20 protein-coding genes and 3 tRNA genes are annotated in these 25,449 nt (G+C 68.8%); 10 read left to right on the top strand and 13 right to left on the bottom strand.

Features of this window, described 5'->3' with window-relative positions; all coding sequences use genetic code 11:
• The 4 genes from ACY48E_RS08930 to ACY48E_RS08915 all read right to left on the bottom strand — a co-directional run bounded on the left by ACY48E_RS08930 (position 1) and on the right by ACY48E_RS08915 (position 1,743).
• The gene (locus ACY48E_RS08930) at positions 1-348 is read right to left on the bottom strand and encodes a DUF3817 domain-containing protein (protein ID WP_462871782.1); all 348 of its coding nucleotides are present in this window, start codon (positions 346-348) and stop codon (positions 1-3) included.
• Positions 345-812: a transcriptional regulator gene (locus tag ACY48E_RS08925; RefSeq protein WP_462871781.1), complete on the bottom strand. Its 468-nt coding sequence runs from the start codon at positions 810-812 to the stop codon at positions 345-347. The genes ACY48E_RS08930 and ACY48E_RS08925 overlap by 4 nt, the downstream gene beginning before the upstream one ends.
• A gap of 71 nt (positions 813-883) precedes the next feature.
• Positions 884-965, bottom strand: a tRNA-Leu gene (locus ACY48E_RS08920).
• A 97-nt stretch (positions 966-1,062) separates the two neighbouring features.
• Positions 1,063-1,743: a hypothetical protein gene (locus ACY48E_RS08915; RefSeq protein ID WP_462871780.1), complete on the bottom strand. Its 681-nt coding sequence runs from the start codon at positions 1,741-1,743 to the stop codon at positions 1,063-1,065.
• 428 nt (positions 1,744-2,171) lie between these two features.
• On the opposite strand from ACY48E_RS08915, the gene ACY48E_RS08910 reads away from it, so the two are divergent.
• Together ACY48E_RS08910 and acpS are read left to right on the top strand one after the other, a co-directional pair.
• Positions 2,172-11,363: a fatty acid synthase subunit beta domain-containing protein gene (locus ACY48E_RS08910; RefSeq protein WP_462871779.1), complete on the top strand. Its 9,192-nt coding sequence runs from the start codon at positions 2,172-2,174 to the stop codon at positions 11,361-11,363.
• A 2-nt stretch (positions 11,364-11,365) separates the two neighbouring features.
• Entirely contained in the window at positions 11,366-11,758 is a 393-nt protein-coding gene (acpS, locus tag ACY48E_RS08905) for a holo-ACP synthase AcpS (RefSeq protein WP_462871821.1), read from the top strand.
• Between the two features lie 24 nt (positions 11,759-11,782).
• Here the strand turns inward: acpS and ACY48E_RS08900 are convergent, their stop codons facing one another.
• Positions 11,783-12,415, bottom strand: coding sequence for a TetR/AcrR family transcriptional regulator (locus ACY48E_RS08900; RefSeq protein ID WP_462871820.1), 633 nt, complete (start codon positions 12,413-12,415; stop codon positions 11,783-11,785).
• Between the two features lie 531 nt (positions 12,416-12,946).
• Between ACY48E_RS08900 and ACY48E_RS08895 the strand changes: the two genes are divergently transcribed.
• From ACY48E_RS08895 to ACY48E_RS08885, 3 genes are all read left to right on the top strand, one after another.
• A complete protein-coding gene (locus ACY48E_RS08895) occupies positions 12,947-13,381 on the top strand; it encodes a hypothetical protein (RefSeq protein ID WP_462871778.1) in 435 nt (144 codons plus the stop codon).
• 85 nt (positions 13,382-13,466) lie between these two features.
• Positions 13,467-14,135 (top strand): hypothetical protein, encoded by a 669-nt coding sequence (locus ACY48E_RS08890; protein WP_462871777.1) that lies wholly within the window; start codon positions 13,467-13,469, stop codon positions 14,133-14,135.
• A 186-nt stretch (positions 14,136-14,321) separates the two neighbouring features.
• On the top strand, positions 14,322-14,723 hold the full coding sequence (locus tag ACY48E_RS08885; RefSeq protein ID WP_462871776.1) for an STAS domain-containing protein: 402 nt from the start codon (positions 14,322-14,324) through the stop codon (positions 14,721-14,723).
• A 57-nt stretch (positions 14,724-14,780) separates the two neighbouring features.
• On the opposite strand, the gene ACY48E_RS08880 is transcribed toward ACY48E_RS08885, so the two are convergent.
• Positions 14,781-14,853 (bottom strand) — tRNA-Lys (locus tag ACY48E_RS08880).
• Between the two features lie 87 nt (positions 14,854-14,940).
• A complete protein-coding gene (locus ACY48E_RS08875) occupies positions 14,941-15,162 on the bottom strand; it encodes a DUF3618 domain-containing protein (RefSeq protein ID WP_462871775.1) in 222 nt (73 codons plus the stop codon).
• Positions 15,163-15,233: 71 nt separating this feature from the next.
• Here ACY48E_RS08875 and bcp point away from each other — a divergent pair, with 71 nt between their 5' ends.
• Positions 15,234-15,719, top strand: a complete 486-nt coding sequence (gene bcp, locus ACY48E_RS08870; RefSeq protein WP_462871819.1) for a thioredoxin-dependent thiol peroxidase — start codon at positions 15,234-15,236, stop codon at positions 15,717-15,719.
• On the opposite strand, the gene ACY48E_RS08865 is transcribed toward bcp, so the two are convergent.
• The 4 genes from ACY48E_RS08865 to ACY48E_RS08850 all read right to left on the bottom strand — a co-directional run bounded on the left by ACY48E_RS08865 (position 15,707) and on the right by ACY48E_RS08850 (position 19,283).
• Positions 15,707-16,810, bottom strand: coding sequence for a sulfate/molybdate ABC transporter ATP-binding protein (locus ACY48E_RS08865; protein WP_462871774.1), 1,104 nt, complete (start codon positions 16,808-16,810; stop codon positions 15,707-15,709). The two genes, bcp and ACY48E_RS08865, sit on opposite strands and share 13 nt — an antisense overlap.
• A complete protein-coding gene (locus ACY48E_RS08860; RefSeq protein WP_462871773.1) occupies positions 16,807-17,628 on the bottom strand; it encodes an ABC transporter permease in 822 nt (273 codons plus the stop codon). Before ACY48E_RS08860 ends, ACY48E_RS08865 begins: the two co-directional genes overlap by 4 nt.
• On the bottom strand, positions 17,625-18,353 hold the full coding sequence (gene modA, locus ACY48E_RS08855; protein WP_462871772.1) for a molybdate ABC transporter substrate-binding protein: 729 nt from the start codon (positions 18,351-18,353) through the stop codon (positions 17,625-17,627). Before modA ends, ACY48E_RS08860 begins: the two co-directional genes overlap by 4 nt.
• 255 nt (positions 18,354-18,608) lie before the next feature.
• Positions 18,609-19,283: a hypothetical protein gene (locus tag ACY48E_RS08850; RefSeq protein ID WP_462871771.1), complete on the bottom strand. Its 675-nt coding sequence runs from the start codon at positions 19,281-19,283 to the stop codon at positions 18,609-18,611.
• Between the two features lie 170 nt (positions 19,284-19,453).
• Between ACY48E_RS08850 and ACY48E_RS08845 the strand changes: the two genes are divergently transcribed.
• The 3 genes from ACY48E_RS08845 to ACY48E_RS08835 are packed head-to-tail and all read left to right on the top strand — an operon-like array spanning position 19,454 to position 22,533.
• Complete coding sequence (locus ACY48E_RS08845) at positions 19,454-20,734, top strand: molybdopterin-dependent oxidoreductase (protein ID WP_462871770.1); 1,281 nt, start codon at positions 19,454-19,456, stop codon at positions 20,732-20,734.
• Entirely contained in the window at positions 20,731-21,261 is a 531-nt protein-coding gene (locus ACY48E_RS08840; RefSeq protein WP_462871769.1) for a hypothetical protein, read from the top strand. Before ACY48E_RS08845 ends, ACY48E_RS08840 begins: the two co-directional genes overlap by 4 nt.
• Before the next feature lie 42 nt (positions 21,262-21,303).
• Positions 21,304-22,533, top strand: a complete 1,230-nt coding sequence (locus tag ACY48E_RS08835; RefSeq protein WP_462871768.1) for a L,D-transpeptidase — start codon at positions 21,304-21,306, stop codon at positions 22,531-22,533.
• A 140-nt stretch (positions 22,534-22,673) separates the two neighbouring features.
• Here the strand turns inward: ACY48E_RS08835 and ACY48E_RS08830 are convergent.
• Positions 22,674-22,749, bottom strand: a tRNA-His gene (locus ACY48E_RS08830).
• 65 nt (positions 22,750-22,814) lie between these two features.
• Positions 22,815-23,423, bottom strand: a complete 609-nt coding sequence (gene orn / locus ACY48E_RS08825; protein ID WP_462871767.1) for an oligoribonuclease — start codon at positions 23,421-23,423, stop codon at positions 22,815-22,817.
• A 124-nt stretch (positions 23,424-23,547) separates the two neighbouring features.
• Between orn and ACY48E_RS08820 the strand changes: the two genes are divergently transcribed.
• A complete protein-coding gene (locus ACY48E_RS08820) occupies positions 23,548-25,248 on the top strand; it encodes a helicase HerA-like domain-containing protein (RefSeq protein ID WP_462871766.1) in 1,701 nt (566 codons plus the stop codon).
• The last annotated feature ends 201 nt before the right edge of the window (positions 25,249-25,449 follow it).

The raw sequence follows: 25,449 nt of genomic DNA, 5'->3' as shown, positions 1-25,449 counted from the left end.
TCAGAGGGGTTGGCCGGCGCGTATTCGCCTGCTCACGATGTTCTCGGCGACGAACGAGAGGAACGGAATGGTGCCAGAGAGCGCAACGAGAATGGTGGTGCGCGGCTTCCACCTCGCCTTGATCGACAGGTCGATCGTGGTGACCAGGTAGATCATGTAGAAGATGCCGTGCGCCTGGCCGATGTAGAAGAACCAGGAGGGTGCGGAGTCTGGGCTGTCGAGTAGCAGGTACTTGTAGATGATCTCGGCTGTCAGCACCAGCAGCCACACGCCCGTGATGTACGCGAGCACGCGGTAGCGCTTGAATGCGGATTCGACTCGCGGGGTCAACTGGGCCGGCGTACTCACGTGGTGCTCCTGTCGGTGACGCGCTCCTGCGCAGAGTTACGGCGAGGTGCAGGGTTGTGGCGAGGTGCAGGGTTGTGGAGAGGCGCAGAGGTGTTGCGAAGTTCGGCAAGGTAGGCGTTGTACTCGAGCAGCTGGCGTGCCTCGGGGTCGTCGGCGTCGTCGAGCGTGACCGGAGCAGCCGGGCGCGGCGGCAGAATGTCTGCCGGGATCTCGGTGGGGCCGTCGGTGCGGTCGACCGCAGGTTCGGCGTCCTCGGACTCCTCGAGCTTGACGAACCGGCGGTAGGAGTACACGACGAACACCGCGAACAGTGGCCACTGCAATGCGTAGCCGAGGTTTTGTGCTGAACCCGATGCGGACTCGTACCGATCCAACTGCCACCAGCCCATCGCCAGGCACACGGCGGCGGCAACGATGACCAGCAGAATCAGCGCCGGTCGGTTGGTCTTGTCCGCGGTGGCCACGTCTCCACGGTACCGGAGCCCGATGCCACCGAATTGTGCTGCGCGCCCGCCCGGAGGCCGGCCGGTCGTTGTGCGCGAGGGGGGACTTGAACCCCCACGTCCGTTGGACACCAGAACCTAAATCTGGCGCGTCTGCCATTTCGCCACTCGCGCGTGCGGGGCGAGTCTAACGGACGCGCACCCCGTGTGAGGTGCGCGTCCGCCGGCTCGACAGGGCCCGCGCCGGTGCGCGCGGGTCAGCTGTCCCGCGTCAGTTCGAGCGCCGTTCGAAGCGTCGGATGGCGTGGTGGGCCGCGGCTGGGGTGCAGTCGATGAACCGTGCGAGCCACTCGATCTCGTAGTCGACGTCCACGTCGGCCCACCCCACGGTCCGGGTGACGAAGCGCCGGTCCAGGGCCACCGTCTCCGGGGTGTCGATGCCGAGGGCGATCAGGAACGTCAGCCAGGTCGCCGCCCCCACACCGGGTACCGAGACGAACGCGGCTCGCTGGCTGTCGGATCCGGTGATGTCACGGGCCCGGCGAACGCCGAGCGGTCGCAGTGCCAGCGCAACCCGCTGCACCGCCTCCGCCTTGGACAGCGCGTTGCCGGATACCCGCTGGCGGTTGCCCATGTACTCGGCGATCCCGGATTCGGGCACCTGCGTGAATGCGTCGAGGTCGTCGACGACGTCACCACGGAAGCGCCGCCACGTGGCGACCACCTTGCGAACCCCGGTGGTGGGTGTGCCGTACGCCGCACGCCCGGAGAAGACGGCGTCGATCAGGGCGGCCTCGATATCGCCCGGCCACCCCTCGAACCAGAACGGGTAGGTGGTGCGTGGCATGGACGTGCCCACCTCGAGCGCGAGCAACTCCAGCGACGACAGGGCCGGAGCCTGCTCGGGTGCGGTGTTCTCGGGTGCGGAACGGGCGATGTGCAGTGCGGTCATGGATCCCCCTGAGTGTGATGACTGCCGTGTGACGGCCGTCGATGAGAACGAACGTATGTTCGATTGTTCGGAAGGTAGCGGAGCGCACCGACAGAAAGGCGTGATAACGAATTGGTAACGATGAATCCGATGTCTCGGGCGGTCGGCGGGCTCAGCCCGCGACGGCTCTGCCAGCGTCGATCCGATCTACTCGCCGGTCACTTTTCACCCGGAAACGGACACTGCCCGTCGTCTACTCGCTGGTAGGGGGCTCGAGCGCGAAAGAACGTGAGGAACCCCTCATGATTCTGTGACACGCTTTCCTCGTCGCGCGCTCCCCCTGGGCGGCGATCGAGCGAGCGAGGTGCGAGCACACGAGCGTCGACTTCCGCATACACGAGAACCCGAACGCAACGCCCCATCCGGGCGCCACGAGAGGAACACCACGAGTGACCGTCAACGAGAGCACTTCACCGAGGGGGCGACGCTCCGTCGTCCGCACCGCCGCGCTCGCCGATCGCATCGCGAGCGGCGAGCCCTACGCTCTGTCCTTCGGCGGACAGGGCGCGCCGTGGCTCGAGATCCTCGAGGAACTGACCCGTGACTGCGCACTCGAGCGGCCGCTGGCCGGTCTCGTCGCCGATGCCGAGCGCATGCTGGCACCGGTGGCTCACGAGCTGCTCGTCGTTCGACCCAGCGGATTCGATCCGCTCTCGTGGATGTCCGACGACGAGGGCGAGTCCGCAACGCCCCTGCCCGCTGCGCTCGTGAGCGCGGCGATCTCCATGCCGGGGGTGTTCCTGGCCCAGGTTGCCGCGATCCGGGCGCTCGGTGTGCAGGGGCTCGACATCGTCGAGCACCCGCCGGTCGCCACCCTCGGCCACAGCCAGGGCCTGCTCGCGCGTGCCGCCGTCGCTGCCCACGGTGAGGCGGACGCCGAACTGCTCGCCACCGCTCAACTGATCGGCGCCGCAGCCGGACTCGTCGCTCGGCGCCGCTCGCTGCTCGGCACCGGTGATCGCGCACCGATGGTCGCCGTCGCCGGCGTCGACCCCGACGAACTCGCGGTGATCGTCGACGAGGTCGCCGGCGCGGACACCACATCCGCCGCCGTGATCTCCATTCGCAACGCACGTCGTCGCGTCGTGCTGTCGGGTCCCTGGGCCAAGCTCGCCCGCGTCCAACAGCGGTGCGAGGAGATCGCCGCGCAGCAGGCCCGCGAGCGCGAGGCCAAGAAGCGCGGCGGCTCGGTGTTCGCCCCGATCTTCGAACCCCTCCCGGTCGAGGTGGGCTTCCACCACCCTCTGCTGAGCGAGGCCGTCGAGATCGTCGAGTCGTGGGCGATGCGGTGCTCCCTGGACACCACCCGCGCGCGCGAGCTGGCGCAGGCCGTCCTCGTCGATCCGGTGGATTGGGTCGCGGCGGTGGACTCGGCCGTCGACGCCGGTGCCCGGTGGATTCTCGACCTCGGCCCGGGTGAGGCGCTCACTCGGCTCATCGCCGGCAACGCCCGCGGCAACGGTATCGGGGTGATCGCCGCCTCCACCCGCGGCGGCCACCGCGCACTCCTGACTCCCGGCGCGGCCCCCGAGCTCGAGCGCCCGTGGAGCGACTTCGCTCCCACGGTGGTGCAGCTGCCGAACGGTCGTATGGCGGTCGAGACCTCGTTCACCACCCTCACCGGCCGCTCACCGATCCTGCTCGCGGGCATGACGCCCACCACGGTCGATCCGGCCATCGTCGCCGCGGCTGCCAACGCCGGTCACTGGGCCGAACTGGCCGGTGGCGGACAGGTGACGGAGAAGATCTTCGCCGATCACGTCGCCGATCTGGAGCGACTGCTCGAACCGGGCCGCAGTGTGCAGTTCAACTCGCTGTTCCTCGACCCCTACCTGTGGAAGCTCCAACTCGGTGGCAAGCGGCTGCTGCAGAAGGCGCGCGCGGCCGGCGCCCCGTTCGACGGTGTCGTGGTCACCGCAGGCATCCCCGAACTCGAGGAGGCCGTCGCGCTCATCGGTGAGCTCAGCGAGGTCGGCCTGAGTCACGTGTGCTTCAAGCCGGGCACCGTGGCCCAGATTCGCGCTGTCATGCGCATCGCCGACGAGGTGCCGAACTACCCGGTGATCGTGCACATCGAGGGCGGCCACGCGGGTGGGCACCACTCGTGGGAGGACCTCGACGATCTGCTGGTGGCGACCTACGCCGAACTGCGCAGGCGGCCCAACCTGGTGATCTGCGTCGGCGGCGGCATCGGCACCCCCGATCGCGGCGCCGACTACATCACCGGTGCCTGGTCGCGCTCGCACGGCTACCCCGCCATGCCCATCGACGGCGTGTTGATCGGTACGGCGGCCATGGCCACCCTCGAGGCCACCACCAGCCCGCAGGTCAAGCAACTGCTGGTGGACACGCCCGGCACACCCGACTGGGTCGGTGCCGGATCGGCCACCGGCGGAATGGCGTCGGGCCGCAGTCAGCTCGGCGCCGACATCCACGAGATCGACAATTCCGCCTCCCGCACCGGACGACTGCTCGACGAGGTCGCGGGCGACGAGGATGCCGTCGCCGAGCGCCGCGGCGAGATCATCGCCGCCCTCGATGCCACCGCGAAGCCCTACTTCGGCGACACCGGGTCGATGACCTACCTGCAGTGGCTCACCCGCTATCTCGACCTCGCGCTCGGATCCGCGCACGACGCCGGATGGCTCGACGTGACGTGGCGGACGCGGTTCGCGAACATGCTCACCCGCGCCGAGGCGCGCCTGCACCCCGCTGATCGCGGACCGATCCCTACCCTGTTCGCCGACGAGAGTGTGCTCGACGACCCGGACCAGGCGATCGCGCGTCTGTGCGCGAGTTACCCCGACGCGGCAACCGTGGTGCTGCACCCGGCGGACGTCTCGTTCTTCCTGTCCCAGTGCAAGCTGCCCGGCAAGCCGGTCAACTTCGTTCCCGTGGTGGACAAGGACGTTCGCCGCTGGTGGCGCTCGGACTCGCTGTGGCAGGCCCACGACGCGCGGTACAGCGCGGACCAGGTGTGCATCATCCCCGGCACCCGCGCCGTCGCCGGGATCGATCGCCTGAACGAGCCGGTCGGTGACCTGCTCGACCGGTTCGAGAAGGCCACCGCCGACCGGCTCCTCGCCGAGGGCGCCATCCCAGCCCTGGTGGCGACCCGTCGTCACCCCTCGGCTGCCGGGCTGCTCGGCATCGTTCTCGCCGCCCCGGACATCACGTGGTCGAACCGACTGGCCCCCAACCCGGTGCGGCGCCTCGGCCCGGTCGAGGAGTGGAGCGTGGACTCCGACGTCCTCGCCACCCACCCGGCCACCGGCGCGACGCTGACCGTGCAGGGCACCGACCACGTCGAGCTGTCGGTGCCACTGGCAGCCGGTCGCGCCGTGGTCATCCGCATCACCGTGCCCAGCTCCGCCGTCGACGGTGGCGCGCCGCTGGTCACCCGCGAGGACGCCGAGGCGTCGATGTCCGCTCTGCTGGGAGTTGCTGCGGGACAGGAACTTCCGACTGTCAAGAACGGGTCCGCCTGGATCAACCTCGCATGGACCCCCGATCTGATCGCCGATCATGCCGGTGTCACCGGATCGGGTCTGCCGGCCACCTACGCCCCCGGCACGAGCGGGGTTCCCGACGTGCTGGTCGGTGCGTGCTGGCCCGCTGTCTTCGCAGTTCTCGGTGCGGCCCGCACGGGTGGTGACGGTGCGGCCGCGGTGATCGAGGGCATGCTCGATCTGGTCCACCTCGACCACTCGATCACCCTGCTCGGTGACCTGCCGCCCCATCACAGCATCCTGACGGTGCGCGCCGATGCCGGAGAGGTGGTCGACACCGAGCTCGGCCGCGTCGTCGAGGTTCGCGTGGAGATCGGATCGATCTTCGACGAGGGACTCGAGGCGAGCGTCCTCGCCCGCCTGACCGAGCGATTCGCCATTCGCGGACGCATCGGCACCGGCACGCTCGCCGATCCCGCCCCGGCGGGCGGATCGGTCACCGACGCCGCGCAGGAGACCCCGCGCCGTCGGCGCCGTGACATGACGCTGACCGCGCCGCGCCACATGGGTGCGTTCGCGCAGGTCTCGGGCGACCACAACCCCATCCACACGTCCGATTCGGCGGCGCGGCTGGCCGGTCTGGGCAGCCCGATCGTGCACGGGATGTGGCTCTCCGCCGCAGCCCAGCAGGCCGTCGTGGCGGTCGATCCCGCCGAGACCTCGGTGCCCCCGCGCACCCTGACGGCGTGGACCTCACGCTTCCTCGGCATGGTGCGCCCCGGTGCGGTGGTCGACGTGCGGGTCGATCGCACCCACACCGACCACGGTGCCGAGATCATCGAGGTCACCTGCAAGGTCGACGGCGATCTGGTGATGGCGTCCACGGGACGGCTGGCGGCACCGCGCACGGTCTACGCCTTCCCCGGTCAGGGCATCCAGCAGCCCGGCATGGGTCTTGACGCGCGGGCTCGTTCGAAGGCCGCCCGCCAGGTGTGGGAGCGTGCCGACAAGCACACCCGCGCCGCTCTGGGCTTCTCCATTCTCGCCGTCGTGCGAGACAATCCGACCGAGCTGAGCGCGCGCGGGGTGGTTCATCGCCACCCCGACGGGGTGCTGCACCTGACCCAGTTCACGCAGGTGGCCATGGCCGTCCTGGGTGTCGCCCAGATCGCGGAGCTGCGTGAGGCCGGCGCGTTCGTCGAGGATTCGCTGCTGTGCGGTCACTCGGTCGGCGAGTACAACGCCCTCGCTGCCGTCGCGGGCGTGCTTCCGCTCGAGGCCGTCCTGGAGGTGGTCTTCCAGCGTGGGTCGGCCATGCACCAGTTGGTGCCGCGTGACGAGCAGGGCCGCAGCAACTATCGGATGGCCGCGATCCGCCCGTCGCAGATCGGGCTCGACGACTCCGAGGTGGCCGCGTTCGTCGACGAGATCGGCTCGCGCACCGGCGAGTTCGTGCAGGTGGTCAACTTCAACCTGCGCGGCAGCCAGTACGCCATCGCCGGCACCGTCGCGGGCCTCGCCGAGCTCGAGCGCGAGATCGACCGTCGCCGTGTGGAATTCGGTGGCAAGCGGGCGTTCATCCTGGTGCCGGGCATCGACGTACCGTTCCACTCGACGGTGCTCCGCGGTGGGGTGGCGGACTTCCGGGCGAAGCTCGAGGGGCTGTTGCCGCAGACCGTCGACCCGGCCATCCTGGTGGGCCGCTACATCCCGAACCTGGTGCCGCGCCTGTTCTCCCTCGATCGCGCGTTCGTCGCGGAGATCGCGGACCTGGTGCCGTCGGAGCCTCTCGCCGGTGTCCTGGCGGCGTGGGACGACTGGGCCGCGCGCCCGGCCGATCTGTGCCGGGTGATCCTGGTGGAACTGCTGGCCTGGCAGTTCGCGAGCCCCGTGCGGTGGATCGAGACGCAGGACCTGCTCTTCGGTGACCCGGCGGACGGCGGACTGGGGGTCGAGCGCTTCGTCGAGGTGGGTCTGGCATCGGTGCCGACCGTCGCGAACCTCGCCTCGGGCACCCTGAAGCTGCCCTCCCGCGTGGGGGCGCCGGTGGAGGTGCTCAACATCGAGCGCGAACGCGCCGTGGTGTTCTCCACCGACACCGACCCCGAGGTCGAGCCGGAGATCGAGGCCGACGAGTCCGCACCCGCGGTCGCTCCCGATCCGGCGGTGGTGGCCGCACCGGCGCCGACCGCGGCACCGAGCGGTGGACCGCGTCCGGACGATCTCGCGTTCGTCGCCTCCGACGCCACGAAGATCCTCATCGCACTGTGGACCAAGCTTCGGATCGATCAGATCGGGTCCGCCGACACCATCGAGGCTCTGTGCGACGGGGTCTCCTCGCGCCGCAATCAGCTGCTGGTGGACCTCGGATCCGAGCTGTCCCTCGGTGCGATCGACGGCGCCGCCGACGCCGACATGGGCGCGCTGGCCGGCACCGTCGACAAACTCGCCCGCACCTACCGGCCGTTCGGCCCGGTGCTCAGTGACTCTCTGGGCGATCACCTGCGCAAGGTGTTCGGCCCGTCGGGCAAGCGCCCCGCGGCCATCGCCGAGCGGGTGTCGAAGGTGTGGCAGCTCGGCAACGGGTGGGCACACCACGTCACCGCCGAGGTCGCGCTCGGCACTCGTGACGGTGCGTCGGTTCGCGGCGGGTCCCTCGGCGAGCTGCTCACCGCGCCGCTCACCGACGCCGCGTCGGTCGACGCCGTCATCGACGCGGCCGTCGCTGCCGTCGGTGCGCGTCGGGGGGTGTCGGTGAGCATGCCGTCGGCCGGTGGTGGTTCCGGCGGCACGGTCGACGCCGCGGCGCTCGGCGAGTTCACCGAGAACCTCACCGGCCGGACCGGGGTGCTGGCCTCCGCTGCCCGGTTGGTACTCGAGCAGCTCGGCTTCGCCGATCAGGTCTCGGTTCCGGAGGCCGACCGCACCGATGCGGCGCTGGTGGACCTGGTGTCCGCGGAGTTGGGTTCGGACTGGCCGCGTCTGGTCGCGCCGACCTTCGATCCTGCCCGTGCGGTGCTGCTCGACGACCGGTGGGCCAGTGCCAGGGAGGATCTGGCCCGTCTGTGGATCGGCGATGATCGCGCTCGCGCGCTCGCCGCCTCCGCCTTCACCGGTGCCGGTGATGCCGTGGCCGATCAGGCGCAGTGGTGGGCTCGCCGTGCCGCGGAGCGGGGGCGCGGCGATCTCGCCGGGACGTACACCGCAATCGCGGACGCGGCCAGGGTGGTCGACGCCACCGGTCCCTGGTCGGGTGAGGTGGCCGTGGTGACGGGTGCGAGCAAGAACTCGATCGCCGCCGCCGTCACCGCCGAGTTGCTGGGTGGGGGAGCGTGCGTGGTGGTCACCACGTCCCGCCTGGACGACTCGCGGCTGGGCTACTACCGCGACCTCTACCGCACCAGCGCTCGAGCGGGGGCGAAACTGTGGGTGGTGCCGGCCAACATGGCTTCGTACGCCGATGTCGACGCCCTGATCGAGTGGGTGGGTACCGCGCAGGTCGACACCGCCGGTGGCGCGTCGAAGCTCGTCAAGGCGGCCATGACGCCGACGATGCTGCTCCCGTTCGCGGCCCCTCGTGTGCAGGGCGAGCTGTCCGACGCCGGTGCACGTGCCGAGATGGAGATGCGGGTGTTGCTGTGGTCGGTCGAGCGGTTGATCGGCGGCCTGTCGCGGATCGGGGTGGACCGTGATGTCGACTCCCGTCTGCACGTGGTGCTGCCGGGCTCACCGAACCGAGGCATGTTCGGCGGCGACGGTGCCTACGGCGAGTCCAAGGCCGCCCTCGACGCCATCGTCAATCGGTGGAGGGCCGAGCGCACGTGGGCCGAGCGGGTCACCATCGCCCACGCCCGCATCGGCTGGGTGCGTGGAACGGGACTCATGGGCCACAACGATCCGGTTGCCGCCGCGGCCGAGGCCGCCGGTGTCCGTACCTTCTCCACGGCGGAGATGGCCGAGCAACTGCTGGCCACCTGCACCCCGGCGGCTCGACTCGGCGCGGCCACCGCGCCGCTCGAGGTCGATCTGACCGGTGGGCTGGCCGAGGCCGGTCTGGATCTGGCCGCCCTCGCCGCGCAGGCTGCGGAGGGCGCTGAGGCCGATGCCGACTCCGAGGCGCCCACCGAGGTCACCATCGCCGCGCTGCCGGCACCGCCGCGTCCGGCAGCGGACACGGTGACCCCGCAGTGGAACTCGGTCGACGCCGATCCGTCGGAACTGGTCGTGATCGTGGGAACCGGTGAGCTCGGACCCTACGGCAGCGCGCGCACTCGCTTCGAGATGGAGGTCGACGAGAAGCTTTCGGCGGCAGGCGTTCTCGAACTGGCGTGGACCACGGGCATGCTCGTCTGGGAGAACGATCCGACACCGGGGTGGTACGACACCGCCACCGGTGACCTGGTGCCCGAGCAGGACATCGCCGACCGGTACCACGACGCCGTGATCGAGCGCTGCGGGATCCGGCGATACGAGGACGACGGCGCGATGATCGACAACACGGCGCCGTTGATGACCAGCGTGTTCCTGGACCAGGACCTCACCTTCGCGGTGGGCAGCGAGGCCGAGGCGCGCGCGTTCGCCGGAGCCGATCCGGAGCGGACCGTCGTCACGCAGGCACCCGACACCGGCGACTGGCAGGTCACGCGCAAGGCGGGAACCGAGATCAGGGTGCCGCGGCAGATGAAGCTCACCCGCACCGTGGGCGGGCAGATTCCGACCGGGTTCGATCCCACCGTGTGGGGCATCTCGCCCGACATGGCGAGCAGCGTCGATCGTGTTGCGCTGTGGAACATCGTGTGCACGGTCGATGCCTTCGTCTCCTCCGGCTTCGACCCGTCGGAGTTGATGCGCTGGACGCACCCGTCGCTGGTGGCCAACACGCAGGGAACGGGTATGGGCGGCATGGCGTCGATGCGCTCGCTCTACGTCGACACCCTGCTCGGTGACGCGCGGGCCAACGACATCCTGCAGGAGGCGTTGCCCAATGTCGTTGCCGCCCATGTGGTGCAGTCGTACGTGGGCAGTTACGGCGCCATGGTGCACCCCGTGGCGGCGTGTGCAACCGCAGCGGTCTCGGTCGAGGAGGGGGTCGACAAGATCCGGCTGGGCAAGGCCTCGTTCGTGGTCGCCGGCGGGTTCGACGATCTCGGCATCGAAGGGATCATCGGCTTCGGCGACATGTCCGCCACCGCCGACTCGGCGGCCATGAGCGCCAAGGGCATCAGTGATCGGCGCTTCTCGCGGGCCAACGATCGCCGACGCGGCGGATTCGTCGAATCTCACGGTGGCGGAACGATTCTCCTCGCGCGCGGTGATCTGGCCCTGGAGATGGGTCTGCCGGTGCTCGGTGTCATCGCATGGGCGCAGTCCTTCGGCGATGGCGTGCACACCTCGATCCCGGCACCCGGGATCGGAGCGTTGGGGGCCGGCCGCGGTGGCCGCGATTCGTCGCTGGCGCTCTCCCTCGCCGCACTCGGTGTCGACGCCGACGACATTGCGGTGGTGTCCAAGCACGACACGTCGACCGCCGCGAACGACCCCAACGAGGCCGAGCTGCACACCCGGTTGGCGCGCGCCATCGGTCGCTCGGACGGCAATCCGCTGTTCGTGGTGTCGCAGAAGTCGCTCACCGGTCACTCGAAGGGCGGCGCGGCGGCATTCCAGCTGATCGGGTTGTGCCAGGTGCTCGCCACCGGGGTGATCCCGCCCAACCGCAGCCTGGACTGCGTCGACGAGGTGATGGAGAAGTTCGGTCACCTGGTGTGGGCTCGCGAGCCGCTGCGCTTCGCGGACGCGCTGCCGCTCAAGGCAGGCCTGCTCACCAGCCTTGGATTCGGTCACGTGTCCGGCCTGATCGCCGTGGTGCACCCGCAGGCGTTCGTCGAAGCCGTCGACCCGGAGCGTCGCAGCGCCTATCTCGCCGCGGCGCAGGCGCGGGTGGTCGACGGGCAGCGGCGTCGGGTGTCGGCGATGTGTGGTGGGTCGCCGCTGTACCAGCGGCCCGAGGATCGCCGACTCGGATCCGAGGGGACATCCTCGGCGCATCGGCACCAAACCGAGGTGGATCTGCTGCTCAGCGAGGACACTCGACTCGGTGTCGACGGCGCGTACGACACCGGGAAGGTGGGATGAGCATGGGCATTCTGGGGGTGGGTCTCGACCTGCAGTCGGTCTCGGAGTTCGCGGAGCAACTCGAACGGGTGGGCACCACCATGGTGCGCGAGTCGTTCACGGCAGGTGAGCGTCGCCACGCGTCGACCAAGAGCTCCGACCCGGCGCGGCACTACGCAGCCCGGTGGGCGGCCAAGGAGGCGGTGCTCAAGGCCTGGGCCACGTCGAGGTTCGCTCGACCGCCCCAGATCGGTGACAACCCGTACCCGCTGATCGAGGTGGTCAACGATGCGTGGGGACGGCCGTCCATCGTTCTGCACGGCATGGCCGCGGAGTTCCTGCCGACGGTCAAGATCCACCTCTCACTCACCCACGACGGTGACATGGCGGGGGCGGTGGCGATTCTCGAGGACTGAGCGCCGGACGGGGAACCGGCGCACTCAGCGCTGGTTCTCCTTCTCGGCCACCAGCAGGTAGGCCGTCATCAGGCGCTTGAGTTCGGTGACGGCGTCCTCGTGGCTCTGCCCGTCCTGTACGGAGAAGTTGAGCATCGAATAGACAACGTGCACCAGCACCCCGGCCATCAGGGTGCGGGTGGCGCGCGGTGTGCGCGGGGTCAGGGGCGCGAGCATGCGCTCGACCTGCGCTGCGAACGCCTTCTCGTGGATCACCCCGGTGGCGCGGGTGGCGGGGGTGGACTGCATGGCCAGCCATACTGCTCGCCGCGACGGGTCCCTGGTCCACAGCCCGGCCAGATGGTCGAGGAAGTCGTCGAGGAAGTGCAGCCAGTCCAGCGAGGGGATCTCGCCGTCGAAATCGGCCAGTTCGTGTTGGACGTCGACGAAGTCCTGGCGGTTGAGCTCGCACACGATGACGTACTTGTTGGCGAAGAACTGATAGAGCGTGCCGATGGGGAGCCCGGCCCGCACCGCCACCTCCTCACAGGTGAACCGTTCGAAACCGACGTCGGTGAGCAGCTCACGCGAGGCGGCGAGGAGGGCGTCGAACTTGCGTCGGCTGCGTTCCTGGGTGGGCCGACGGCGGGGGAGGAGTTCACCGGACTCGCCCGACACAGCTGCTGCGCCGCGTGTCGGCTCTGCGAGGGCAGGTGGTGTCGAGGACGGGTCCACGTGTCAACAGTATCGGGTGAGTTTCGCGCGGGACCGCGAGCGATCGGGATGGTGTGATGTGCATCTCACAGGCGGCGGCGGAAGAGGGCTGATCGGGTGTCGCCGAAGCCCGCGGGGTCGTCTCGGAGCGTGGAACTCACAATCGGTGTTCACCCGCCCGACACCGAGTGGAGTTCGGGCCTCGCCCGGCGGGAGACGGCTGATCGATGCCGATCCCCGGCGGTGCAGGTCGCGGATGTTCGGACCGCGTCGATACGCATTCGGATGTCCGGCAGATAAACGATCGACGCCCACAGTGCGAACTCGAGACGGCATTTCCACCGCCGGTAGTTGTGCACAAGAAGTAGAGAATTGCCAACGGCAGCAATGGGATTCGACACACCGACCGTCGTTGACACGTGTATACGACGGGGGCTTGAATCTCGCTGCAGGCTCAACGCCGCCTGCTCCGAGATACGAAGGGCCTCCATCGTCATGAACTTCAAGAAAGCTGCGGTCGTCTCCGCAATCACCATCGCATCGCTCGGCGCTGCCTCGGCCACCGCCTACGCCGATCCGGCTCCGTCCGCTCCGGTGTACACCGCGCCCGGCCAGGTCCAGGTGGACCTGCCCGCCGCCATCGCCGGTGTCAAGGACAACATCACCAACACCGCCACGCTCGGTGGATACGTCGGTGGCGCAACCGGTCTCGTGGGCGGATGCCTGCTCGGCGCCTCCGCTGCCGGTGTCGTCTCCGCTCCCGCCGCCCTGCTCTTCGGTGCGGGCCCCATCGCCGGCTGCATCGGTGGCGCACTGCTGCTGGGCTCCGGTGGAGCGCTCGCCGGCACCACCTTCGCCGGCCTGGGCTCGGTGGCGGCGAACTACCAGCAGTTCATCACCCTGCTCAACGCGCCGCCGGTCAAGAAGTAACTCGGCACCACACGAGAACCGTCGAACGAACCGTGCTCCTCGAGGGCACGGTTCGTTCGCATTTTCTGGACAGGAACCTTTCAACGTGAACATCTCCTCCCGATCCACCCGGGCGCTGGTGGTGACCGCATGCGCGGCGCTCTCCCTCGCGCTCGCCGGATGCTCGTCCGACACCTCGTCCCCGGCGGCCTCGTCCTCCGTGACCAGTTCGCCCGCAGCGGCGTCGTCGACTGCCGCCGCACCGTGCACCGTGGCGTTTTCAGGGCCCAATCCGACGCGCGAGCAGGTCGAGGCGGACATCTCGGCGTTGGCCACCGAGCAGAACGCGGTGGTGGCGAACTACCGGGATGCTCTCGGTGACCGGCCACCGGTCCCGACAGCCGGGGCGCTCACAGACCAGCAGGCGGGGATTCTCGCCGCCGCGCCCGCCGGTGCGCTCGAGCGTCTGTCGACAGCCTTCTGCACCAACCCCGACCTGGTGGCCGGCACCACCGGGCGGCTCAGTGCTGTCGTCGACGCGATCGTTCCGGATGGGACACCCGATGCCGAGAAGATTCGCGCGGATGTCGCCGCGGTCACGGCGCGGCACCCGATCTCGCTGCTGCTGAGCCCGACCTTCGACATCTGCACTGCCGGGGTGGTGAATTCGGCACTCACGCGCGAGACCAACCCGCTCGCGAACGATCCGGGTGCGATTGCGATCGTGAACTCGTTCTGCCCCTCGGCGGCCGGATTGTTCGCTCCGCCTGCGTGAACGACGAAACCCATTACCCGTTCCCTTTCGGAGTTATGCGGACGCGACTCGACCGTGACCGCATCGTGATGTTGGCCAGACGTCGTTGACACCTTGTCCCGAGAGTATTGAGCGCACAGGCGAAGCGTGGCTCGAAAAACGGGTCTCTACGGTCGCCCGTCGGGACTGTGAACAAAGGAGCATCCGGTGAACCTGGTAGAAGCCATTGCACTCCCCACCCGCTCGACCTCGCCGCTGACGGTGATGGAGGACGTCGACGGTGACTCGTACCGACTCATCGCTTCGGGCGAGGTCGATCTCGCCACCGCACCCGTCCTGCAGAACGCGCTCACCAGCGCCGTGCAGGCCGACCCGCACAGCTTGATCATCGACCTCTCCCGGCTGGATTTCCTCAGCGCTGCGGGGGCGGTCATGGTTGTCACCGCAGTTCGCGGCCGGCATCCGTCGTCGACCGTGGTCGTCGCCGATCACCCGGCCACGGTGCGGCCTCTGAACCTTTTGGGCGTGGGCAGCGGCCTGCGCCTGTTCCCCACGCTCGGACAGGCTCGATCTGCCCTGCGTGCTCAGGAGATCGCCCACGTCGGCTGATCGCCGATCCGCCCGCACGACGAAGGCCCCCGGTGTGAACCGGGGGCCTTCGTGCAGTGCGCCCACAGGGACTCGAACCCCGGACCCAGTGATTAAGAGTCACTTGCTCTACCAACTGAGCTATAGGCGCAGGATCGGAAGCCGTCAGGCTCGCCGTTGCTGCGGGACAGAGATTATCAGTGTGCGGGGGTGAAGTGAAATCGCCCTCGGCCCCACGTCAGCGGAACAGCGAGCGGACCACCAGAGCCGCGATCATCACACCGGCTCCGATCAGCGAGTACTTCACGGCCGGGGTGTTGAGAGTGGCCACGACGGACTGCTTGGTGTCGTCGACCAGTCGCTTGGGATCGGCGCGAACACTGAGCTCGTCCAGCGTGGACGCGAGTTGTTCGCGCGCAGCCGCGATCTCGAGTTCGATCTTCTCGGTGTTGCGTGCCACGTATCCTCCAAGGCCGTTCGAGTGTTCGTACGATCGCCTCGAGCCTAGTGGATGGGGTGGCGCCGTCGTTTATGTTGGAGAGCGTGACCGACACCAAGCTCTCGCCGGGCGACACCGCCCCGCCCCTCGTCCTGCCCGACGCCGACGGCAACGAGGTCTCGCTCGCAGACTTCGCCGGCCGCAAGGTGATCGTCTACTTCTACCCCGCTGCGGGTACCCCCGGATGCACCAAGCAGGCGTGCGACTTCCGTGACAGCCTCGCCGAACTCAACGGCGCGGGACTCGACGTTCTCGGTGTCTCGCCCGACAAGCCCGCGAAGCTGGCGAAGTTCCGCGACGCGGAGTCGATCACGTTCCCGCTGCTCTCGGACCCCGAACGCACGACGCTCGAGGCGTGGGGAGCGTACGGGGAGAAGAAGATGTACGGGAAGACCGTGCAGGGCGTCATCCGGTCGACGTTCGTGATCGACGAGGAGGGCAAGGTGGAGATCGCCCAGTACAACGTGCGCGCCACCGGCCACGTCGCGAAGTTGATCAAGGATCTTCAGCTGGCCTGAGGCTGGTCCGCTGCGCCGACCACCCGCACCTGCACGGCCTTGACCGCCAGATATACCGGCGTACCCGGTGTGAGATCGAGATCGGCTGCGGCGGACGGGGTGACGGCGGCGATCACGGTGGAACCCGTCGGCGTCTCGGTGTGCACCCGCACCACCGCGTTCGCCGTCTCGAGGGCCGTCACCGTGCACGCCAGGACATTGCGCGCGCTGCCCGCGGGATACGCGGTATGCACCGAGACGGACTCGGGAGCGAACAGCGCCGCCGCCGCCGCTCCCACCGTCGGCGGGACCCCTGAGCGATCCTCGGCAGTACCGGTCAGCACGGTTGCGCCGCCGGTGACCCGCAGGCTGTCCGGGGCGATCGCCTCCCCGGTGAGTAGGTTCACCCCCACCAGGCGGGCCGTGAACGGCGAGCGAGGAGTCGCGAGAACCTCGCGGGTGGAGCCGGATTCGACCACGCGCCCGCCCGCCAGGACGGCGATCGAATCGGCGAGGGCAATCGCGTCGAGCACGTCGTGGGTGACGATCACTGCAGTTCGATCGCCCTCTCTCAGCACCGCGCGCAGAGTTCGGCGCAGGGCCGGGGCGCCGCCCACGTCCAGCGCACCCATCGGCTCGTCGAGAAGCAGAACGTCTGGCTCGGCGGCGAGCGCACGCGCCAGGGCCACCCGTTGGGCCTGGCCGCCGGAGAGTTCGGCGGGGGAGCGGTCGGCGTAGGTGTCGGCGTCGACGTGAACCAGCCATCGGTGTGCCTGTTCGCGTGCGCTGCGACGTGAGTGACCGGCCGCGCGCGGAGCGAAGGCGACGTTGTCGAGCACGTTCAGGTGCGGGAACAGCAGCGGGTTCTGCGCGAGCGTGGCTATACCGCGGCGATAGGCGGGTACGTTCGTGCCGACCGCGGTGTCGAGCAGCCGCCGACCGCGCACGTCGACCACGCCGGAGTCGGGTCGAATCAGGCCGGCGATCACGCCCAGGGTGGTCGACTTACCTGCCCCGTTCGGTCCGACCAACGCCAGGACCCGGCCATGGCCCACCGATAGCTCGACATCGATTCCCCTGCTGCTCAACGCCATCCGCGCATGAAGGGTCATGCCGTCCGCCGACCGTGGGTGACCGGTAGGCGCCGCCGACCGTGGGTGAGGAGGACGATCATGATCGAGACCACGATGAGGACGAAGGACAGGGCGAGTGCCGCGTCGGGGTCGGACTCACGCTGGAGGTAGATCTCGAGCGGCAGCGTTCGCGTCACGCCCTGCAGAGATCCGGCGAAGGTGAGGGTGGCACCGAACTCCCCGAGCGCCCTGGCGAACGTCAGCACGGCGCCGGAGATCAGACCCGGCATCACCAGGGGGAGGGTGACGCGACGAAGGACGGTCGACGGTGAGCCGCCCAGTCCGGCCGCGACACGCTCGTAATCGGTTCCGGCGGTGCGCAGTGATCCCTCGAGGCTGATCACCAGGAACGGCATCGCCACGAACGACTGGGCCAGAACCACAGCGGTGGTCGAGAAGGCGATCCGCACTCCGAGGGCGTCGAGATGTGCACCGATCAGGCCTGCTCTGCCGAAGGTGTAGAGGAGGGCGATCCCGCTCACCACGGGCGGCAGGACCAGGGGCAGCAGAACGAGTGAGCGCAGAAGCGAGCGGCCGCGCATCGGCACCCTGGCCAGCGTGATGGCCAGGGGCACACCGATGATCACGCACAACACGGTGCTCGCACTTGCCGTGATCAGGCTCAGCCGAAGCGCGGCCAGGGACGCCGGGGAGGTGACCAGGGGAACGAAACGTGGCCAGTCGACCGAACGGATCATCGCCACCAGCGGCAGTGCGACGAACAGGACGGCCGCGGCCGCCGGGACGAGGATCCACCGCGGTGGCCCTTCGGCTCGACTGCCGACGGGGGCGCTCACGGTACGCCGAAGCCGGCGTTCTGCAGCGCTGTCCGCCCGGCTGCGCTGGTGACCAGATCGACGAACGCCCGCGCGGTGGACGGATTGGTGCTCGCCGACAGCGGCGCGATGGGGTAGGTGTTCACCGCGCCGGACGCCTCCGGGAACGGCACGGCCGAAACCTTCGCCCCGGCAGCAGCGGCGTCGGTCACGTAGACCACTCCGGCATCGGCCTGGCCGGAGGTGACCTTGCCGAGCACGTCGGTCACCGACGACTCCTCGCTCACCGGGACGACGTCGACGCCGGCCGCCTTCTCCACCTTCACCTCGGCGGCTCCGCAGGGAACCTGTGGGGCGCACACCACCACGGCCAGGCCGGGGCGGGTCAGATCGGCGAATGTGTTGATGGCCTTCGGATTACCGGGCGCGGTGACGATGGTGAGCGTGTTGGAGGCGAAGTTCTGCGCTGGTGCGGCGAGGAGCTGGGCGTCCGACACCGTGCTCATGGTGGCGGTGTCCGCCGATGCGAAGACGTCCGCGGGTGCCCCCTGCCGGATCTGTGCAGCGAGGTCGGCCGAGCCGGCGAAGCTGAACTTCACGGAGGTTCCCGGGTGTGTGCCCTCGAATTGTGCTCCGAGAGTTGTGAACACGGCTTTCAGCGAGGCGGCGGCGAAGACCGTGATCGATCCGGTGATCCCTGTTGCCGGCGGGGTCTGATCCGACCCGCACGCGGTCGCGGTCGTCACGAGGACAGCGGCGACGATCGCAAATGGTCGTGCAATACGGTCGGTTTTCAACGTCCCTCGCTTCGGCGTCGAAATCCGGTGTATTCCGCGTGCATCGGAATACAGCCGATTTCCTTGTTTTCGTGGTGCAGTACCTAAGCGATGGTATCGGGCGAGCGGTGCGATTGTTCGCTCGACGCTGCGGCGTTATTGTTCGATCTACGCACAGGAGCACCACGGCACGCGGCCGTGGTGCTCCTGGTGTACAGCGGGGAATTACTTGGTGTTCACCGTGATGGTGGCGACGCCCACGAGCAGGCCGGGGGTGACGGCCGTGGTGTTGAACGTCTTGTTCAGCAGCTCGGCGGCGGTGGCCGAGATCTTGACCTGGGTTCCGGTCAGGATCGCGGTGTCGTTCGGGCCGGTCTGCAGCGGCTGCAGGGTGCGGCCGTCGAGGTCGAAGAGCACCGCGCCCTTCGCTGCGCTCTGGCCGTTCACGGCGACGTCACCCATCAGGAGCGAGGTGCCGGGATCGATGACGAAGTTGGTGAGCTCGACGACGGTCGGGCCGGCGGTGAGCGACAAGCCGCTGCCGTTGTGGTCGATCTTGCCCTGCACGTACGGGTCCACGGTGCCGGGGGTCCAGTACTTGACGTTGCCGCCCGTGATCGGGAAGACGAGCGAGCCGTCGGTGAGGGCGGCGGTGCCGACCACGCCGGGGGTCAGGCCCAGGGTGGTCAGTGCGCCGGTGAAGCCGGGATCGAGCTTGACGGCGGTGTCGCGCCCGGTCAGGGCGGGAACCTCGGCTGCAGGCTTGGGGGTGGTGGTGGCCGCGGCGGACGAGGTGGTCGAGCTCGACGACGAGGAGTTGTCGCTCGAGCAGGCTGCGAGAGGAACGATGGCGAGGGCGCCGATCGCGGTTGCAACTACTGCCTTGCGGAGAGTGAACATGTTGTTTTCCTTCGTGGTCGGTGTGCTGGAACTGTCTGTACTTCGGCGCAGTTGCGGAAACGGATTGGTGGCATCCGAAAAGCCTTCTCGATCGAATGCCGACAGACGGGTCGAGAACTCGGATATGGTCGGACAGCGCGGTTCGATACCGCAGGACGAAGGTACATCAAATGGACGGTGACGCGGGTCGATTGCGCTATCCGCTCGACGGGCAGGGTTTTCGGCGTCGACCGAGTTTTCGCAGCCCGCTCCGTGGTCCGTGGCTCACCTCGGTTTTCGGTGCGGTTCTGCTGATCGGGTTGCCGATCATCACGATCACCGGGTTGCTCTCCTGGGTCGCGTACGGCCCGCGGTTCGGCCAGTCCATGCCCGGTGACGTCTCCTGGCTCCGACTTCCGGTGTTCGACTGGCCTACTCGACCGTCATGGATCTACCGCCTCAACCAGGGATTACACGTCGGGTTGGGACTGATCCTGGTGCCCATCGTGCTGGCCAAGCTGTGGTCGGTGATCCCCAAGCTGTTCGAGTTCCCGCCCGTGCGGTCGATCTCGCACGCACTGGAACGGCTGACGCTGCTCGCCCTCGTGGGCGGCGTGCTCTTCGAGTTCGCGACGGGCATCCTCAACATTCAGTACGACTACATCTTCGGCTTCAGCTTCTACACCGGGCACTATTGGGGCGCTTGGGTTTTCATCGCGGGCTTCATCGCCCACACGGCCGTGAAGGTGCCGGTGATGTGGCGGACCCTGCGCTCGCGGTCGTTCATGGACGTGATGCGTCAGCGGGTGGCGGACACCGAACCCGAACCCGAATCCGATCCCGTCGACGCCGCACCGGCGACGGTGAGCCGTCGCGGCGCCCTGGCGCTGGTCGGAGCGGGAACGGTGCTGATGGCCGTGATGACGGTCGGGCAGACCACCGGGGGAGTTCTGCGGCGCGCGGCGTTCCTCCTGCCGCGCGGGGGCTACTACGGCTCCGGTCCCAACGATTTCCCGGTCAACCGCACCGGGGAGGCCGCGGGCATCACCGCCGACCAGGTCGGTGACGGGTGGGTGCTGACCGTCATGGGCGGCGCGAACCCGGTGCGCTTGACCCGCGCGGACCTCCTCGCGATGGATCAGCACACCGCGCGATTGCCGATCGCGTGCGTCGAGGGATGGTCGACGGTGCAGACCTGGACGGGGGTGCGCTTGCGAGACCTTCTGGCTCTGACCGGCGTGAACTCTCTCGACAGCGCGCAGGTGCAGTCGCTCGAGAAGGCCGGCTCGTTCAATCGAGTGCAGTTCCCCGCCGGTGCCATGACCGATCCGGACTCGCTGCTGGCCCTGAAGGTCAACGGGGCCGACCTGTCGATCGACCACGGGTTCCCCGCGCGCCTGATGATTCCGGGGATCCCCGGCGTGCACAACACCAAGTGGGTGGAGTCGATCGAGTTCAGGGGCAGGGCATGAGGTCCTTCTTTCGGTTCTACGGAGCCAACCCCCTGCACCTGCTGACGATGGTGTTCTGCTTCGCGTTGATCGCTGCGGTGGTGATGATCGCCGGCCCCGAGACGTTCTGGAATGCAGACACCTGGTGGCAGTCGATCGGCGTGTGGTTCGTGGGCGCAGCGATCGCGCACGATCTGCTGCTGTTCCCCGCGTACGCGCTGGCCGATCGCTCGGTGACCTCGGGTCTGGACGCGCTGCGCGGGCGTCGACCCACTCGCGCGCCCGCCGTGAGCCCCCTCAACTACGTACGGGTGCCGTTCCTGGTCGCGGGGACGACGTTCCTGGTGTTCTTCCCGGGCATCATCGAGCAGGGCGCGCGCGACTACCGCAACGCCACGGGCCTGACCCAGGAGGCGTTCGCGGAGCGATGGCTGATCCTCGTCGCCGTGGTGTTCGGGGGCAGTGCCCTGGCCTACGCCGTGGCGACCGCTCGCGCCGCGCGTTCGCGCCCGCCCGCAGTCACCGAACCGACCGGCCACCCCGAGTGATGGCATACTGACCGCACCGCAGAACCGAGGAGTGGTCGAACCATGTCGAGAGCCTCCGCGAGGCGAAGTCGTTCGGCGTCCGCGGCGACATGTGCATCGGCCGTCGTCACCGCACTGGTCGCCACCGTAGTGCTGTCCGGCTGTGGGTCACCGGCCCCCGCCGCCACCGCGAACGTCGTGTCCGAGACCTCCGCGCCCCCGGCCCCGCCCGTCGTGCCTCGGCTGGCGGTGTCCGTGCCCGACGGAGCGCAGGACGTCGCCCCGGGCGATCCCATTTCGGTGACCAGCGACGATGGCGTTCTGTCGTCGGTGACGCTGGTCGATGCCACTGGCGCGTCGGTTCCCGGTGCGATCACCGGTGACGGTCGGGCCTGGGCGCCGGCCGCACCGCTGACCTACGGCACGCAGTACCGACTGACGGCGGCCGCCACCGGTGAGCGGGGCGGCGCGGCCACGGCGACGGCGAGCTTCACCACCGCCACCGCGGGATACTTCACCGCGCCCTACCTGCTGCCCAGTCCCGGCGAGGTGGTCGGGATCGGTCAGCCGGTGGCCGTGCAGTTCGACGAACCGATCCCCGACCGCCTGGCCGCGCAGCGAGCCATCACCGTGACCACCACCCCTGCCGTCGAGGGTGCGTTCTACTGGGTCAACGACCGTGAGGTGCGCTGGAGGCCGGAGAACTACTGGGCACCGGGCACGCGGGTGAGCGTCGACGTGGCCGCATACGGGCGCGCATTCGGTGGTGGCCTGTTCGGGCAGCGCAACGAGCGCACGGACTTCACCATCGGCCGCGCCGTCGTGGCCACCGCCGACGACGCCACCAAGCAGGTCACGGTGAGCATCGACGGCACGGTGGTCCGCACCATGCCGGTGTCCATGGGTAAGGACAGCACTCCCACCGACAACGGCGTCTACATCGTGGGCGACAAGTTCGATCAGCTGATCATGGATTCGTCGACCTACGGGGTTCCGGTGGATTCACCGGCGGGCTACCGCACGCCCGTGCAGTGGGCCACGCGGATGTCCTACAGCGGGATCTTCTTCCACTCGGCGCCGTGGTCGCTCGACGAGCAGGGCAACACCAACGTCAGTCACGGGTGCCTGAATCTCTCTCCCGAGAACGCGCAGTGGGTGTACGAGAACCTCACCCGTGGCGACATCGCCGTCGTGCGGGGAACCGTGGGGGGCACACTCTCCGGTGTCGACGGTCTGGGCGACTGGAACGTCCCATGGCCGGTGTGGAAAGCCGGGAACGCCACCCCGGCATGAGTTTCGGTCGAGGTGGCGTTCGCGTGGTGCCCCTTCCCCAAGGGCACCACGGTCACCATACGTCACATCAGTCACATACGCCAAAGAGGTCGCTCATGCACGAAGGCCCCGACTCGACTTGCGAGTCGGGGCCTTCGTGGTGGGGTGGCTGACGGGACTCGAACCCGCGACAGCCAGGATCACAACCTGGTGCTCTACCAACTGAACTACAGCCACCGTTGCGCACCACCGTCAGGAGGCGACCGCGCCCGGAGAGTCTAACGCCCCGGGACGGGCAACGGCTAATCGGTCTCCGGTGCCCCGAGCGAACGGACCACCGCGGCGATCTCACCCGTCGACGGGCCCGGCTCAGGGACGAACACCGTGCGGCGGTAGTACTTCAACTCGCGGATCGACTCCTCGATGTCGGCGAGAGCGCGATGGGCGAGGCCTTTCTGGGGCTGACCGAAATAGATGCGCGGGAACCAGCGCCGAGCGAGTTCCTTGATGGAGCTGACATCGATCATCCGGTAGTGCAGGTACGCGTCGAGTTCGGGCATGTCGCGGGAGATGAACCCCCGGTCGGTGGCGATGGAGTTGCCCGCGAGCGGCGCCGTTCGGGCCGCCGGGACGTGCTCGCGTATGTACGCGAGCACCTGCTCCTGGGCCTGCTCGATGCTGACGGTCGACGCGCGAACCTCCTCGGTGAGGCCGGATTTCGCGTGCATCCGGGTCACCACCTCGGGCATCGCGGCCAGTGCGTCGTCGTCGGCGTGGATCACGATGTCCACGCCGTCGCCGAGGACGTTGAGGTCGCTGTCGGTGACCAGGGCCGCTATCTCGATCAATTTGTCCGAACCGAGATCGAGGCCGGTCATCTCGCAATCGATCCACACCAGTTTGTCCTGCACGGCCACCACAGTAGTGCCGCACAACCGAACCGCAGTGCCGGACGCCGGGAGCGCCCGCACGCGTTAGTGTCTGCGTTGGCTCTCCCCACCCGTCCCGCCCAGCCCGCCGAAAGAGTCGATGACGATGAGTGACGCACCGCAGACCCCCGAGGAGAAGTTGGCGCAGGCGCGCGCTGCTGCCGATGCCGCCGCCGCCGCGCTCGCTGCCGCCGAGAAGGAGGCCGCCGCTGCCGCTGCTTCCGGCGCCACCGCGTCCGCCGCTCCCGCCACCGCCCCGTCCGGTGCCGCCGCGGAGATCGCGGCCGGGTACGCCTCCACCGGCGCGGCCCTCGAACTGGGCACCGTACTGGTGGACGGCACACTCGATCCCACCGCGCACGTGCGTATCCCCCTGGCGATGATGAACCGCCACGGCCTGGTCGCCGGCGCCACCGGGACGGGAAAGACCAAGACGCTGCAGGGAATTGCCGAGCAGCTCTCCGCGGCGGGAGTGCCCGTCGTGATGGCCGACATCAAGGGTGATCTCTCTGGCCTGTCGGCGCCGGGCGAGGACAACGAGAAGATTCGTGCTCGCGCCGCCGACACCGGCGACACCGCGTGGGCGCCCACCGGGTACCCCGTGGAGTTCCTCTCGCTCGGGACCGAGGGCATCGGGGTGCCGGTGCGTGCGACCATTTCGGCCTTCGGGCCAATTCTGCTGTCGAAGGTGTTGGCGCTCAACGCTACTCAGGAGTCGACTCTGGGCCTGATCTTCCACTGGGCGGACACACAGGGCCTCGCGCTACTCGATCTGAAGGATCTGCGGGCCGTGATCACCCACCTCACCAGCGACGAGGGCAAGAAGGACCTCGAGGGGATCGGTGGGGTGTCGTCGGCCACGGCCGGGGTGATCCTGCGCGCCCTGTCCAACCTCGAGGCCGACGGCGGCGACACGTTCTTCGGTGAGCCCGAGCTCGACACCGCCGACCTCATTCGCGTCGGGCCGGACGGCAAGGGTGTGATCAGCCTCTTCGAGCTCGGCGCGCTCGCGGCCCGCCCGGTGATGTTCTCGACGTTCCTGATGTGGGTGCTGGCGGATCTGTTCCAGACGCTGCCCGAGGAAGGGGATGTGGACAAGCCCAAGCTCGTCTTCATCTTCGACGAGGCGCATCTGCTGTTCGCCGACGCGTCGAAGGCGTTCCTCGAGCAGGTCGAGCAGACCGTCAAGCTGATCCGGTCCAAGGGTGTCGGCGTGTTCTTCTGCACCCAGCTGCCCACGGACTTGCCCGGCGAGATCCTCTCGCAGCTCGGCGCACGTGTGCAGCACGCCCTGCGCGCCTTCACCCCCGAGGACCAGAAGGCCCTCACCCGCACCGTGCGGACCTACCCCAAGACCCCGAACTACGACCTCGAGCAGGCCCTGACCAGCCTCGGTATCGGTGAGGCCATCGTGACCGTGCTGTCGGAGAAGGGCGCGCCGACGCCCGTGGCCTGGACCCGCATCCGCCCGCCCCACTCGCTCATGGGCACCATCGGTGACGAGGCGATTCGCGCCGCTGCTACGGGCGGGTCGCTGTTCGCCAAGTACGGCGTGACCGTGGACCGGGAGTCGGCGTACGAGAAGATGACCTCCCGTATCGCGGGCGTGGGCGCGCAGGGTGCGGCGCCGGTACCGCCCGCGCTGCCGGATCTGCCCGACCTGCCTCCACCGGCGCCCGACGAGCCGTCGGCCGCCGAGCGAATCATGAGCAATCCCGCGGTGAAGTCCTTCTTACGTTCGGCTGCCAGTGCCGCCGGTCGCGAGATCTCCCGCTCGATCTTCGGGGTCGGTCGCCGGCGTCGGTGAAGTAAGGCCGGTCATGACAGCTGACTGCACCCGATGGCGCCTCCCGTGCGGGATTCCGCGAACCCCGTCCGATCAGGTGCAGTCGGGTGTCACAGGACGGGTGCACTGTCTCGACTGCTCCCGCAGGTCTACTGCGACGAACCGCCCACGTATCACGAGCGGTATCTGGCCGTCGGGCTGTGGCGACCGGACGCCGTGATC

This window comes from Rhodococcus sp. AZ1 (assembly GCF_054979605.1).
This window is presented reverse-complemented; position numbering and strand designations above follow the sequence as displayed.

Bases quoted from the DNA above. Each gene is read 5' to 3' on its own strand.
- ACY48E_RS08915 (WP_462871780.1), bottom strand. From the start codon at position 1,743: ATGACCGCACTGCACATCGCCCGTTCCGCACCCGAGAACACCGCACCC.
- acpS (WP_462871821.1), top strand. From the start codon at position 11,366: ATGGGCATTCTGGGGGTGGGTCTCGACCTGCAGTCGGTCTCGGAGTTC.
- ACY48E_RS08895 (WP_462871778.1), top strand. From the start codon at position 12,947: ATGAACTTCAAGAAAGCTGCGGTCGTCTCCGCAATCACCATCGCATCG.
- bcp (WP_462871819.1), top strand. From the start codon at position 15,234: ATGTTGGAGAGCGTGACCGACACCAAGCTCTCGCCGGGCGACACCGCC.
- ACY48E_RS08865 (WP_462871774.1), bottom strand. From the start codon at position 16,810: ATGACCCTTCATGCGCGGATGGCGTTGAGCAGCAGGGGAATCGATGTC.
- ACY48E_RS08850 (WP_462871771.1), bottom strand. From the start codon at position 19,283: ATGTTCACTCTCCGCAAGGCAGTAGTTGCAACCGCGATCGGCGCCCTC.
- ACY48E_RS08845 (WP_462871770.1), top strand. From the start codon at position 19,454: ATGGACGGTGACGCGGGTCGATTGCGCTATCCGCTCGACGGGCAGGGT.
- ACY48E_RS08840 (WP_462871769.1), top strand. From the start codon at position 20,731: ATGAGGTCCTTCTTTCGGTTCTACGGAGCCAACCCCCTGCACCTGCTG.
- ACY48E_RS08835 (WP_462871768.1), top strand. From the start codon at position 21,304: ATGTCGAGAGCCTCCGCGAGGCGAAGTCGTTCGGCGTCCGCGGCGACA.
- ACY48E_RS08820 (WP_462871766.1), top strand. From the start codon at position 23,548: ATGAGTGACGCACCGCAGACCCCCGAGGAGAAGTTGGCGCAGGCGCGC.